Origin of the sequence: Phenylobacterium sp. (assembly GCF_965229015.1) — a bacterium.
Lineage (GTDB): Bacteria > Pseudomonadota > Alphaproteobacteria > Caulobacterales > Caulobacteraceae > Phenylobacterium.
This window is the reverse complement of sequence record NZ_CBDDIM010000001.1, coordinates 2,663,307-2,676,190: the sequence shown is the minus strand read 5'-3', so window position 1 is coordinate 2,676,190 and position 12,884 is coordinate 2,663,307. Positions and strand designations below refer to the sequence as shown.

11 protein-coding genes are annotated in these 12,884 nt (G+C 69.3%); 6 read left to right on the top strand and 5 right to left on the bottom strand.

Annotation, left to right across the window (positions count from 1 at the left end; translation table 11 throughout):
• Window positions 1–13: 13 nt before the first annotated feature.
• Window positions 14–928 carry an AAA family ATPase gene (locus tag ACO06I_RS13475; RefSeq protein ID WP_421933076.1) on the bottom strand — a complete coding sequence of 305 codons (915 nt, stop codon included), beginning with the start codon at window positions 926–928 and terminating at the stop codon, window positions 14–16.
• 206 nt (window positions 929–1,134) lie between these two features.
• On the opposite strand from ACO06I_RS13475, the gene ACO06I_RS13470 reads away from it, so the two are divergent.
• Genes ACO06I_RS13470 through ACO06I_RS13460 form a run of 3 tightly spaced genes read left to right on the top strand, consistent with a single transcriptional unit; the run spans window position 1,135 to window position 5,370 of the window.
• Entirely contained in the window at window positions 1,135–1,764 is a 630-nt protein-coding gene (locus ACO06I_RS13470; RefSeq protein WP_421933075.1) for a methylamine utilization protein, read from the top strand.
• Window position 1,765: 1 nt separating this feature from the next.
• Entirely contained in the window at window positions 1,766–4,117 is a 2,352-nt protein-coding gene (locus tag ACO06I_RS13465) for a putative bifunctional diguanylate cyclase/phosphodiesterase (protein ID WP_421933074.1), read from the top strand.
• An 11-nt stretch (window positions 4,118–4,128) separates the two neighbouring features.
• Window positions 4,129–5,370 carry a hypothetical protein gene (locus tag ACO06I_RS13460; protein ID WP_421933073.1) on the top strand — a complete coding sequence of 414 codons (1,242 nt, stop codon included), beginning with the start codon at window positions 4,129–4,131 and terminating at the stop codon, window positions 5,368–5,370.
• On the opposite strand, the gene ACO06I_RS13455 is transcribed toward ACO06I_RS13460, so the two are convergent.
• Window positions 5,367–6,014 (bottom strand): methylamine utilization protein, encoded by a 648-nt coding sequence (locus ACO06I_RS13455; protein WP_421933072.1) that lies wholly within the window; start codon window positions 6,012–6,014, stop codon window positions 5,367–5,369. The two genes, ACO06I_RS13460 and ACO06I_RS13455, sit on opposite strands and share 4 nt — an antisense overlap.
• A gap of 104 nt (window positions 6,015–6,118) precedes the next feature.
• On the opposite strand from ACO06I_RS13455, the gene ACO06I_RS13450 reads away from it, so the two are divergent.
• Both ACO06I_RS13450 and ACO06I_RS13445 read left to right on the top strand, forming a co-directional pair.
• Window positions 6,119–6,997 carry a DUF3034 family protein gene (locus ACO06I_RS13450; protein ID WP_421933071.1) on the top strand — a complete coding sequence of 293 codons (879 nt, stop codon included), beginning with the start codon at window positions 6,119–6,121 and terminating at the stop codon, window positions 6,995–6,997.
• Window positions 6,997–7,479 carry a group I truncated hemoglobin gene (locus ACO06I_RS13445; RefSeq protein ID WP_421933070.1) on the top strand — a complete coding sequence of 161 codons (483 nt, stop codon included), beginning with the start codon at window positions 6,997–6,999 and terminating at the stop codon, window positions 7,477–7,479. The genes ACO06I_RS13450 and ACO06I_RS13445 overlap by 1 nt, the downstream gene beginning before the upstream one ends.
• Window positions 7,480–7,540: 61 nt before the next feature.
• Here the strand turns inward: ACO06I_RS13445 and ACO06I_RS13440 are convergent, their stop codons facing one another.
• Window positions 7,541–9,781 carry a TonB-dependent receptor gene (locus tag ACO06I_RS13440; RefSeq protein WP_421933069.1) on the bottom strand — a complete coding sequence of 747 codons (2,241 nt, stop codon included), beginning with the start codon at window positions 9,779–9,781 and terminating at the stop codon, window positions 7,541–7,543.
• A gap of 156 nt (window positions 9,782–9,937) precedes the next feature.
• The gene (locus ACO06I_RS13435; protein WP_421933068.1) at window positions 9,938–10,825 is read right to left on the bottom strand and encodes an alpha/beta fold hydrolase; all 888 of its coding nucleotides are present in this window, start codon (window positions 10,823–10,825) and stop codon (window positions 9,938–9,940) included.
• Between the two features lie 172 nt (window positions 10,826–10,997).
• On the opposite strand from ACO06I_RS13435, the gene ACO06I_RS13430 reads away from it, so the two are divergent.
• Complete coding sequence (locus tag ACO06I_RS13430; RefSeq protein ID WP_421933067.1) at window positions 10,998–11,675, top strand: TetR/AcrR family transcriptional regulator; 678 nt, start codon at window positions 10,998–11,000, stop codon at window positions 11,673–11,675.
• On the opposite strand, the gene ACO06I_RS13425 is transcribed toward ACO06I_RS13430, so the two are convergent.
• Entirely contained in the window at window positions 11,672–12,757 is a 1,086-nt protein-coding gene (locus ACO06I_RS13425) for a hypothetical protein (protein ID WP_421933066.1), read from the bottom strand. The two genes, ACO06I_RS13430 and ACO06I_RS13425, sit on opposite strands and share 4 nt — an antisense overlap.
• Window positions 12,758–12,884 lie beyond the last annotated feature (127 nt).

Here is a 12,884-nt window from a genome sequence, read left to right as displayed (position 1 = left end):
TTGCATGGCGGCCTCAGACCAGGGGCCGGCGGATCAGCTCGACGATCTGCGGCTCCACGGCGGCGATGTCCTGCTCGAACTTGAGCAGCACGTTGAGGCTGTCGCGCACGACCTCGCCGTCCAGGCTCTCGGCGTTGAGCAGGATCAGGGCGCGGGCCCAGTCCACGGTCTCGGAGATGGAGGGCGACTTGCGCAGGTCCAGGGTGCGCAGGGACTGCACGAAGCCCACCAGCTCGTGGGTCAGCTTGGCCTCGATGCCGGGGACGCGGCTGGCGACGATCTTCCGCTCCAGGGCCGCGTCGGGCAGCGGGATGTGCAGGTGCAGGCAGCGGCGCTTCAGGGCGTCGCCCAGGTCGCGCACGTTGTTGGAGGTCAGGAAGACGATCGGCGGGGTCTTGGCCTTCAGGACGCCCAGCTCGGGGATCGAGACCTGGTAGGCCGAGAGCACCTCCAGCAGGAAGGCCTCGAAGGCCTCGTCGGACTTGTCGATCTCGTCGATCAGCAGGACGCAGCCCTCGTCCTCCTGCAGCGCCTTCATCAGGGGGCGCGGCTCCAGGAAGGGCTCGGAGAAGAACAGGTCGCCCATGCCGTGCAGCCGGTCCATGGCCGCGTCCATGTCGACGGCGTCGGCCAGCTGCGCGCCCATGCGGTCCTTGAGGATCTGGGTGTAGAGAAGCTGCTTGCCGTACTTCCACTCGTACAGGGCCTTGGACTCGTCCAGGCCCTCGTAGCACTGCATGCGGATCAGCGGCAGGCCGAGCAGGGCGGCGGTGGACAGCGCCAGCTCGGTCTTGCCGACCCCGGCCGAGCCCTCCACCAGGATGGGCTTCTGCAGGTGAACGGCCATGTAGAGGGCGGTGGCGATGCGCCGCGAGGCGATGTAGCCGACGCCGGCCAGGCCTTCGATCAGGGCGTCCACCGAGGACATGGGACTGCTCGCCGCGGCCGAAATCGCCGCCGTAGCCGTAATCGTCAAAGTCGTAGCTTTCAAAAATTGGCGCAAAGCACGCCGGAGAGAAGGTCAATGGGCGCACTGTGCCAAGGGCCGAGCCCCTTGTGCAAGCCTTCGCGTCGTCGCGGGCGAGCGCGGCGGCGCTTTACCAGAGGTTCACACCAGAATGGGTAAGGTTACCCATGCGCCTCCCCCCGGCTCTCCTCCTCGGGCTCCTGGTGGCGGGCCCGGCTTGGGCCGGCGACCTGGCGGTCAACGTCAAGACTCCGTCCGGCAAGCCGGTGGCGGACGCCGTGGTCGTGGTCGCCGCCCCGCCGGGGACGGCCAAGGCCCCGATCCGCTTCCCCTGGCCCTATCGCATGGCCCAGAAGGACATGAGCTTCCAGCCCTTCGTCCTGGTGGTCCCGGCCGGGGCCGAGGTGGCGTTCCCGAACTTCGATCCGGTGCTGCACCACGTCTATTCCTTTTCGCCGGCCAAGCCCTTCGAGCTGAAGCTCTACGGCCGCGACCAGACCCGGGTGGTGAGGTTCGACCGCGTCGGGATCATCGCGGTGGGCTGCAACATCCACGACGACATGACCGGCTATGTGCGGGTGGTGGATACCCCCTTCGCGGCCAAGACCAACGCCGCCGGCGAGGCCGTCATTCCGGGCCTGCCCGCCGGCCCGGTGACCTACAGCGTCTGGCATCCCTATCTGAAGGCCGTCCGCAACGAGGTGGCCCGCACCGCGGTGATCCCCGCCGCCGGGACCCTGCGCCAGGCCGTGGTCGTCGACCTGCGGGCGCCCCCCATGAAGCACGGGGGCTATTGAGGTGGAGGTCCTGCTCGGCCGCCTGTCGCGGTTCAAATATCTGCGCACCAAGCTGACCCTGCTCTATGCGGCGCTGTTCGGCGTGACCCTGATCCTGATCTCGGTGGCGGTGTTCTCGGCGATCTCCGGCGCCGCCCAGCGCCAGGTGCGCGGCGAACTGATCGGGGCGGGCGCTGTCTTCGACCGCGTCTGGTCCCTGCGCTCCGAACAGCTGCGCCAGGGCGCGGCCCTGCTCAGCCGCGACTTCGGCTTCCGCGAGGCGGTGGCCACCCGCGACCAGGCCACCATCGTCTCGGCCATGGAGAACCTGCGCGCCCGGATGCGGGTCGACCTGGCCTTCATCGTCGGCGTCGACGGTCAGGTGACCGCCGCCGACACCAGCCGCCTGACCCCGCGGGCCGACGACCTGACCGCGGCCCTCTACGAGTCCGAGGCGCCCGCCGGGGTCTTCGTCCTGGACGGGGTTCCCTATCAGATGATCGCCGCCCCGGTGATGTCCCCGGACCTGATCGGCTGGGTGGTGTTCGCCGCCCGCCTGGACCAGACCGAGATGTCGGCCCTGGAGCGGCTCGCCGCCATTCCGCTGGACGCCAGCGTGGCGCACCGGACCAAGGGCGGCTGGGTCTCCAGCGAGGCGACCAGCCGGGGCGACCTGGCCAGGCTGGGCGCCTTCATCGAGACGGCGACCGCCGCCCGCATCACCGCGCCACGCATCCTGCAGACCTCGTCGGGCGAGGCCATCGCCTTGGTGAAGCCGCTGCCGTCCCTCACCGGCCGGGAGGCGGTGGACCTGGTGCTGAGCTATCCCCTGTCGCGCGCCTTCGGGCCCTACCAGCCCCTGCTGGCGGTGATCGCCGGGGCCAGCCTGCTGGGCCTGCTGCTGGTGATCTATGGCAGCTGGACCCTGGCCAAGAGCGTCACCCGCCCGATCTCCGCCCTGGACGAGGGGGCCCGGCGCCTGCAGCGGGGCGAGGACGCCCAGGTGCCGGTCGACAGCCACGACGAGATCGGTCGCCTGGCCGAGAGCTTCAACATCATGGCCACCGAGATCCGCGAGCGGGAACGGCGGATCACCCACCTGGCCCACCACGACGCCGAGACCGGCCTGCCCAACCGCCTGGCCCTGGAAGAGGCCCTGGACCTGCTCCGCGCGCCCGGGGACGACGGACTCTTCGTCGCCGTCCTGGGGATCGACCGCTTCGCCCATGTCCGCGGCGCCATCGGCTACGCCCCGGCCGCCCAGGTCATCCGGGAGGTCGGCGAGCGTCTGGCGGGACTGCAGCCCCGCGGCGCGGTGGCCCGGCTCTCCACCGACGTCCTGGCCCTGGCCTTCGAGGCCGACAGCCTGGACGCGGCCGAGGCCCTGATGCTGCACCTGCTGGACGACCTGGAGCAGCCCCTGCATGTTGGCGGCGACGCCATCGACGTGGCCCTGACCGTCGGCCTGTCGGCGGTGGCGCCCGGCGATGGCCCCGGGGCGGCCATCGAGCGGGCCAATATCGGCTTCGACCAGGCCCGCGCCGCCCGGCGCAAGATCGCCGCCTTCGACGCCGAGGCCTATGGCGACCCGTCCTCCAACCTGGCCCTGATGAGCGGCATGCTCTGGGCGATCCGGTCGGGCCAGATCGAGCTCTATCACCAACCCAAGTTCGACCTGCGTTCGCGCCGGGTGAACGCCGTGGAGGGCCTGGTCCGCTGGCGCCACCCAACCCGGGGCCTGCTGCGGCCCGACCTCTTCATCCCCATGGCCGAGGAGACCGGCCACATCCGCACCCTGACCGACTGGGTGCTGAAACAGGCCATCGAGGACCAGGCCATGCTCGCCAAGCAGGGCCACGAGATCGAGATGTCGATCAATGTCTCCGGCCGCCTGCTGGGGGACCGGGACTTCGCCGACCTGGTGGACCGCCTGGCGCCCGGCGCCGTGGGCCAGCTCTGCTTCGAGATCACCGAGACGGCGGTCATCGATAATCCGGGCCTGGCCCTGGAGCTGCTCGACCGCTTCCGGGAGGCCGGGGTCTCGATCTCCATCGACGACTTCGGCACCGGCCTGTCGTCCCTGGCCTATCTCAAGCAGATCCGCGGCCAGGAGCTGAAGATCGATCGCTCCCTGATCATGGACGTCACCGAGAGCCAGAGGGACGCCCTGATCGTGCGCTCCACCATCGACCTGGCCCACAGCCTGGGCCTGAAGGTGACCGCCGAGGGGGTGGAAAAGCCCGACGCCTTCCAGCTGCTGGCGGCCATGGGTTGCGACGCGATCCAGGGCTACCTGATCGCCAAGCCCCAACCCTTGAACGAGCTGCTGATCTTCCTGCGCGGGGATGAGCTGTCCAAGCGCGGCTTCGGCTGACGGAGGGGCCCGTGAAACAGACCATCTGGCGGGCGGGCCTGGGCGTGCTGCTCATGGCCCTCGGCGGCGGAACCGCCCGGGCGCAGGTGAGCCTCTTCGGGCCCGAGACCCTGCACGGGATCATCGACCTGCGGCTGTCGGCGGCCGACGGCGAGGCCAGCTGGCTGGACGGCGGGACGGGCAAGACCGTCGCCTCGGGAGACGACGACGGGCTGTTCCTGGCCAATGCGGCCCTGGAGTGGAAACCGCGCTTCAGCTTCGCCCTCAGCGGCGTCGTCACCGCCGAACTGCAGCCCCGGCTCGATCCGAAGGTCGATCTCGGGGAGGCCTACCTGACGTTCCGCGGGCCTCCGAGCCGCCTGGGGCGGATCTCGGCCCGCGCCGGGCTGTTCTACCCGCCGGTGTCCCAGGAGCACGTCGGGGTGGCCTGGACCGACCCCGACATGCTGACGGCCTCGGCCATCAACAGCTGGATCGGCGAGGAGGTGAAGGTCGGCGGCCTGGAGGTCACGGCCGAGCACAGGTTCGGCGACCATCAGGTCTCGGCCACCCTGGGGGTCTTCGGCTGGAACGACACCTCGGGCACCTTGCTGAGCTTCCGCGGCTGGGCCCTGCATGGGGTGAAGACCGGCGCCAGGACCGAGTTCGAGCTGCCGCCCCTCTCCGGCTACATGAAGGCCAGGCAGGCCCCCGACACCTATCCGGTGCTGGAGCTGGACAACCGCGCCGGCTTCTACGGCCGGCTGGAATGGCGGCCGCCGGCGCCGGTGGTGCTGAACGCCACCTACTACGACAACGCCGGGGACCGCACCTCGGTGTCCGAAAAGCAGTGGGCCTGGGAGACGCGGTTCCTGAACCTGGGCGCCCAGGTGGCCCTGGACGACCGCACCCGTCTGCTGGCCCAGGTGATGTCCGGGGAGACCCTGATGGGCTACCGCGCTCCGGGCGGCCACTGGATCGACATGGGCTTCCACGCCGCCTACCTGATGGCCAGCCGGGACTATGGCGAGAACCGCCTCTCGGCCCGGGTCGACTGGTTCGAGACCAACGATCGGACCCTGCGGGCGCTCGACGACAACGACGAGACCGGCTGGGCCCTGGCCGCCGACTGGCGCCATCCCCTGTCCGCCCGCGCCGCCCTGTTGTTGGAGGCCCTGCATGTGCGCAGCGACCGTCCGGGGCGGGCCTATGGCGGGGTCGCGCCCAAACAGGACCAGACCGTCCTTCAGTCGGCCCTGCGGCTGACCTTCTAGTGGATCATGTCCATCGCGCCCGGCGCGGGGCGGAGGTCGAGGCTGACCGTCTCGCGGCCGCCGGCGGCGGGGACGGAGATGGTCTTCACCACCTGGTTCCTGGCCGCCTTCAGATAGGGCTGCCAGACGGTCATGGCCGCGGCGCCGGCCGGGGCGCCGCGGATCAGGACCACGCCGTCGGCGCCGGTCTTGCCGGCGAAGGCGGTGTCCACCACCACCACATAGGCGATCATCTGGTCGTGGATGTTGCAGCCCAGGGGCACGACGCCGGCCTTGTCGAACACCACGCTGCGGCTCTCGTCGCGGCCATAGAGCTTCAGCTCGAACTTCTTGATGGGCGAGAAGGAATAGACGTGGTGGCGGACATTGTCCTTGTTGGGAAAGCTCACCTGGCTGCCCACCGGGACCACCAGGACGAAGGGGTTGAAGCTGATGTTCTGCTGGGCCACCGAATAGGGCCAGGCGAACTTGATCGGGGCCCCGGCCGGGGCGCCGCCGGCAGGCTTCAGGGTGACGACGGCGTCGCGTACCGGCTGTCCGGCGGCGTTGCGCACCAGGACGCTGAGGTCGCCGGCCAGGGCCTGGGAGGCCAGGGCCAGGGCGATGATCGGCGACAGGATCAGGGCTTTCATGGGCGCCAGCATCGGCCCCTCTCGTCGCCTTGAGGTTAAGATCGGGGGCCCGACAGAACTTTCCATCAACAAGTATCGGGCATGGTCCCACCCCTGGACGCGGCGGGGGATGAGGCATGACGGTTCGAGCAGGCGCGCTGGGGCTCGCCCTGGGTCTGGCGCTGGCGGGGAGCGCGGCGCGGGCGCAGGACATGGCGGCCAGCGGCAAGCTGCTGCTGACCGGCGGGGTCACCAATGTGGAGGGCGCCGGCGGCGGCGGCCTGGCCACCTGGGCTGTCATCACCGGCTACGAAACCGTCGACGAGTGGGGCGCCAACGCGCACGCCACCCTGGTGCAACTGCCCGACTACCAGTTCCGCGCGGCCGGGGTCGCGGTGGGCTTCCACGACCGCCTCGAGGTCTCCTACACCCGCCAGGCCTTCGACACCGGCGATACGGGGGGCAAGCTGGGCCTTGGCCAGGGCTTCACCTTCAACCAGGACATCGTCGGCGCCAAGCTGCGGGTGCTGGGGGACGCGGTCTACGCCCAGGACAGCTGGGTCCCGCAGGTCGCCGTCGGCGTCCAGTGGAAGAGGAACGACAAGGGCGCGATCATCAAGGCGATCGGCGGCCAGGACGACACCGGTGTCGACTACTATGTGGCGGCCACCAAGGTGCTGCTGAACCGGAGCCTGGTGCTGGACGGCACGGTGCGGGCCACCAAGGCCAACCAGACCGGCCTGCTGGGCTTCGGCGGGGGCAAGAACGACGACTACCAGCTGCAGTTCGAGGGTTCGGCCGGGGTCCTGGTCTCCAAGCGCCTGCTGATCGGGGCGGAGTACCGCTCCAAGCCCGACAACCTGACGGGGCTGAAGGAGGACGACTGGGTCGACCTCTTCGCCGCCTACGCCTTCAACAAGCACCTCTCGGTCACCGCGGCCTATGCCGACCTCGGGACCATCGCCACCTTCAAGGACCAGCGCGGTCTCTATCTCTCGATCCAGGCAGGCTTCTGATGTCGAACTTGCGCCCCCTGATCCTCGGTCTCGCCCTGGCCTCGGCCGCCCCGGCCCTGGCCGAGGAGAGGCCGGTCGATCCCTATGTCCAGTCCAACGCCAACGCCGGGGCGTCGCCCTTCACCGGCGCGCAGATGCTGGCGGCCTTCCACGGCGTCGAAGGGGTGGCGCGCATCGTCGATGGCGCCCTGGACCGCGGCGTCGCCGATCCGAAGCTGGAGGAGATCTTCCACGCCACCGACATGGAGCGGCTGCGCCGCACCCTGAAGGAGCAGATCGCCTATCTGCTGGGGGCGCCGGCCCACTATACGGGCCGCGACATGAAGACCACCCACAAGGACCAGGGGATCAACACCGCCGAGTTCAACCGGCTGGTGGAGCACCTGCAGCTGGCCATGGACCAGGAGGGCGTCGCCTACCGCGCCCAGAACCAGCTGCTGGCCAAGCTCGCCCCCATGAAGCGGGACGTGGTCACGCGCTAGGGCGCAATATGAAAAAGGCCCGGGATCACCCGGGCCTTTTCCGTTTCGGAGCGAGAGGCCCCTAGTACTTCAGGGTCACCGTGGCCATCCAGGTGCGCGGGGCGCCGAAATAGGCCGTGCGGATGCCGCCCACCGAGGAGAACTCCTGGGCGTCGGTCTTGTAGACCTCGTCGGCGAGGTTCTTGCCGTAGATCCCGGCCGACAGGTTCCGCTCCGAGTTCTCCCAGACGATCTGCGCGTCATAGAGCCAGTAGCTCGGCTGGAACATGCCGGGGAAACGGGCCCGGGTGGTCAGGTTGGCGTTGTCGATGGCGAGCGCCATCTCCGAGCGGTAGCGCGCCTGGGCGCCGACGCTGACGAAGCCGGTGTCGCCGAGATCCCACTCGTAACGGCCGGCCAGGCGGGCGGTCCATTCCGGCGAGAAGGCCGGGGTCTGCCAGGAGCGGTCGAGGGTCACGAAGCCGGTGGCCGGCGGGGTGGCGGCGCGCTGCTCGGCGAACTCGCCGTACTCGGCGTGCAGATAGCCCACCTCGGCGTTCAGGCTGAGACCGGCGATCGGGTTGGCCGCCAGTTCCAGTTCGGCCCCGTAGATCTTCAGCTGGCCGGCGTTCAGCACCGCGAAGTCGATGGCCGGGATCGGCTGGCTGGGGGAGACCACCGAGCGGCCGACGCGGGCCTGGAAGTCCTGATAGTCGTTGTAGAAGACCGTGAAGTTGGCCCGGGCGCGCTTGTCGAACAGCTCGGCCTTCACGCCGGCCTCGTAGGAGACCGCGGTTTCCGGCGCATAGGGCTGCTCTTCGCCGGGGCTGTTGGCGCGGCCGTTGAAGCCGCCCGACTTGAAGCCCTTGGAGACGCGTCCGTAGAAGAACAGGTCGTTGGTGGCCTGATAGTCGAGGCTGACCATCGGCGAGACATCGTCCCAGGACTTTTTGGCCTTGAAGGCGAAGGTGCCGTTGAGGGCGCCGAGGTTCGAGAAGGTCGAGGTGGTGCGGGCGTAGTCCTTCTCTTCGTCGGTGTAGCGGACGCCGGCCGAGAGCCGCAGCTTCTCGGTGAGCGCGTAGCTGGCGTTGGCGTAGGCCGCCCAGCTGGTGGTGGTGAGGTCGTCGTCCACCGTCCGCAGGAAGGTGAAGGGGGTCAGATAGGCGTTGGCGAAGGCCGCCTGGTGCGACTTCACGTTCTCACGCAGGTAGTAGACGCCGCCCACGACCTGCCAGGGGCCCTGGTTGTAGGCCAGCTGCAGCTCCTCGCTCACCTGGTCCTGGTCGACCGCCACCAGGGCGTCGGTCACCTGCAGGGCGGTGGCGTCGAAGTCGATGTAGTCGTCGTTGTCGAGGTTGCGGTAGGCGGTGATCGACTTCAGCGACAGGCTGTCGGTGAGGTCGTAGCCGACGGTGACCGCCGCGCCCCAGTGCTCGAACCGGGTCTCGTTGGGCAGGCCGGGCGTGGTGGTGGTCTTGAAGTTGTATTCCGGGATGGCCAGGGGCACCGGGTAGAGCACGGCGCCGAAAGCCGAGGACAGGGTGTTCTGGGCCTGGCCGACGGTGAGGCCGGACTTGTCCTTGGTGTAGTCGATCGAGGCGTTGACGTGGAACTGGTCGTTCGGGGTCCAGGCCAGGGCGGCGCGGGCGGCGAAGGTGTTCTTGTCGTTGTATTCCTGGCCGTTCACCGGATCGGTGACATAGCCGCCGCGGGCCGAACCCATCGCCGCGAAGCCGAGGGCCAGGGTGTCGCTGACCGGGCCCGACAGGGCGATCTTGGCCTCGAACAGGTCGTAGTTGCCGACGCTGACCGAGCTCTGCGAGCGGACGGTCTGGTCGGGCTGGCGGGAGACCAGCTTCAGGGCGCCGCCGATGGTGTTCTTGCCGTACAGCGTGCCCTGCGGGCCGCGCAGGACCTCGACGCGGGCCAGGTCCAGCAGGTCGAACTGGGTGCCGCGGATGCGGCTGTAATAGACGTCGTCCACATAGACGCCGACCGCGGGGTCGAAGGTCTGCAGGGCGTCGGGCTGGCCGACGCCGCGGATGTAGATGTTGGTGGCGTTGGAGGAGGCGCGGCCCTGGACCAGGTTCAGGTTCGGCACGGCGCCCTGCAGGTCGGTGATGGCCGTGGCGCCCTGGCGGGACAGGGTCTCGCTGGAGAAGGCCGAGATGGCGACCGGGGTGGTCTGCAGGTTTTCCTCGACGCGGCGGGCGGTGACCACCAGCTCCTCGACGGTCGGTTGAGCCGATTGCGCAAAGGCTTGGCCGGCGAGAACGCCCCAGGCCGCGCCCGCGGCGAGCGCGAGCTTCCAGTTGGAATTCATGATGTCCCTCCCACGGCGCCCGATCGCAGGCGCCTCATTGAGCGCGACCGTGACCTTGACCTAGGGGAGCGTCAATTATTCATTCATCGTAGAGTGAATTTCCAAACACGACTCTGGGCGACCGATGCAAGGCGGCCACAGGGGCTTCCCTTAACGTCAGGGGGCCGAGGCCAGGAAGGCGTCGATGGCGGCCAGCGCCTGGGGCTCCTCCAGGGTCGGGGCGTGGCCGACGCCGGGGATGTCGACGCGGGCCATGTGGGGCGCCGTCAGCCCCATGCGGTCGGCGATGGCGGCGTCCAGGATGTCGGACAGGGCGCCGCGGACCAGCAGCAGGGGGCGTCCGGCGGCCATGGCCGAGAAGAAGGGCCAGAGGTCGGGCGCGGCGGCGGCCGGGGCCGCCGGGGCGGCGGTGGGGGCGACCTTGAACACCTGGGAGATGGCCGGGTCGTAGTCGAGGGCCAGGCCCGCTTGGGTCTCACGGAACACCCGCCGGGCGAAACGGTCCCAGTCGGAATCGGTGAGATGGGGCAGGGCCTGGCCGTTGACGGTCTTGGCGTAGGCGGCCGCCTCGGCCCAGGTCGCCACCTGTGGGGTCCCGCCGACATAGCCGGAGATCCGGGCCAGGCCGGCCGCGCCGACCTCGGGTCCCACGTCGTTCAGCACCACGCCTGCGATCAGGTCCGGGCGCAGGGCGCTGAGCGTCAGGGTGATCAGACCGCCCATGGAGGTGCCGATGAAGTGGGCGCGGGCGATCCCGCTCTGCTCCAGCAGGGCCGCCACGTCGCCGGCATAGACGGCGGGGTTGTAGTTCAAGGGGTTCGGATCCCAGGCCGAACGCCCGCGACCGCGCACGTCCAGGGCCAGGACCCGCCGCCCCTGGGCGGCGATGTGGGGCGCCAGGACCTCGAAGTCGCGGCTGTTGCGGGTCAGGCCATGCAGGCAGATCACCGGGGCGCGGGCCGGCCCGGAGGCCGGCGCGAAGTCCCGGGCGAACAGGGTCAGACCATCGGCGCTGGTCCAGGTTCTCTCGGCGGCCTCGATCATGCGGCGCTCCTCCTCAGGCGCCCGAGGACACGCCGCCCGCCGCCGCAAGTCAATCATTCAACAGTGAATGAACGTTGACATGCGAGCGGGAACCGGCAGGTTTCCCGTTCATCTTTGAGGACCGGGCGCGCCGCGCCATACTCAGGGTTCCAACCTCGGGGGAAGGGATTCCATGCCGACCGCGCTAAAGACCAAGGCCGCCGGCAAGACCCGCGCCCAGAAGAGCTTCGAGACCAGCGAACGGATCCTCGACGTCGCCGAGGCCGAGTTCTCCCGCCACGGCTTCGACGGCGTCACCCTGCGGGCGGTGGCCAAGAAGGCCAAGGTCGACACCGCCCTGCTCCACTACTACTTCGATTCCAAGAAGGGCCTGTTCGACGCCGTCTTCCTGCGCCGCGCCGAGGTGCTGAACAAGGACCGCATGGAGGCCATGGACCGCTACGAGGCCGAGGCCGGCGACAACATCACCGTCGAGGGCGCGGTGGCCGCCTTCCTCAATCCGGTGCTGGAACGCTGCGCCAACGCCGGCCCCGAATGGCGCGCCTATTTCGCCCTCATCGGGGTGGTGAACAACACCCCGGTCTGGGGCGGCGAGACCATGACCCGTTACTTCGATCCGGTGATCCACCGCCTGATCCGGGTGGTACGCCGGGCCCTGCCCTATGCGCGGGAGGAGGACCTGTTCTGGTCCTACCACATGCTCTCGGGCAGCCTGACCCTGACGCTCGCCGAGACCGGCCGCATCGACACCCTCTCGGGGGGCCTCTGCCGCTCGGCGGACATCGCCGCGGTGACCCCGCGGATGATCGCCTACGCGGCCGCGGGGTTCCGGGCGGTCTGTAAGAGCTAGCTGAGGCCGTAGGGCCGGTAGGGGCCGGCGATCAGTTGCTCGAAGACGCCCATGCCCTTGATGGGCTCCTCGCCAGGCGTGGAGAAGGTGACGCGGCTCAGCGCCTGGATGTGCCAGTTCTCGGGGCTGGCCATGTTGGTCTTGGCCAGGTCGATGTCCTCGCGGGCCACCACCAGGTCGCCCTTGTAGCCGCCGTGGCGCCACTCCGGATGGCCGTAGCCGATGCCCCGCATCAGGAAGGTCAGGAAGGGCTCGAACTTCACCGAGGCCGAGCCTTGCGCCAGCGGGATGTTCAAGGTCCCGCCCTGGGCGTGGCGGGTGCCGGGGATCATGGCCACGTCGTCGATCTTCGCGTGCTCGCTGTGATAGCCGCCGCCCTCGCCGGCGCCGTCGGGCAGGATCACCGCCCGGGTGTTCCAGGGCGTGCCGTCCGGGTCGGCGTTGACGTGGAAGAAGACGCTGCGGTCGGCGAAGTTGAGCGGGGTCCACTGCCAGAAGAAGCCGGTGATGGTCTGGGGCACGGCCGGCTGCGGATCGGGCGCGCCGATCGGCCGGATGCCCCAGGAGCGGTCGCGGGTGCCGACGCTGCCGGCCGCCAGGGTGACGCGCTTGCCATCCACCTCGATCCAGCCCGAGCAGCGCACATTCTGGGTCAGGCGGGTGTAGTCCATGAAGGCGCGCGGCCCATTGCGGCGGGTGAAGCGCGGCTCCTCGATGGGGAAGGTGCGGCCCTCGAAGGTGAGCTCGGCGGAAATCCCCTCCGACGCGGTCACGGTGACCTTGAGTTTTTGCAGCGGCTCCAGCACCTCGATGGTGATGGGCCCGCAGGAGAGTTCCATCCGCTCGCTGTTGAGCACGCGGGAGACGTGCAGGCAGTGCTCCACCCCGTCGCGGACCACGGCGAAGTGGGCGTCGGCGACGTTGAGGTTGGGATAGACCCCGAAGGCGATGGCGAAGAACTCGGTCCCGTCCGGCTGGTAGCCGTTGAAGAAGTAGCGGTCGTAGAAGTTCCGGTCGGTGCCCGAATAGGCGATGGGATCCGGGGTCTGGTGGATCGGGAAATCGTCGGCCTTGGTGAGCATCGGGGCGTTCCTCCGGGGCGCGTGTTATCGTTGTCGTATTGCCGCCGCGCGTGTCAGGGCAGTATCAAGTGAACAAAGATAACAAGACAAGGGAGGGCGTCGATTGCTGACCTCACGTAAGCTTACG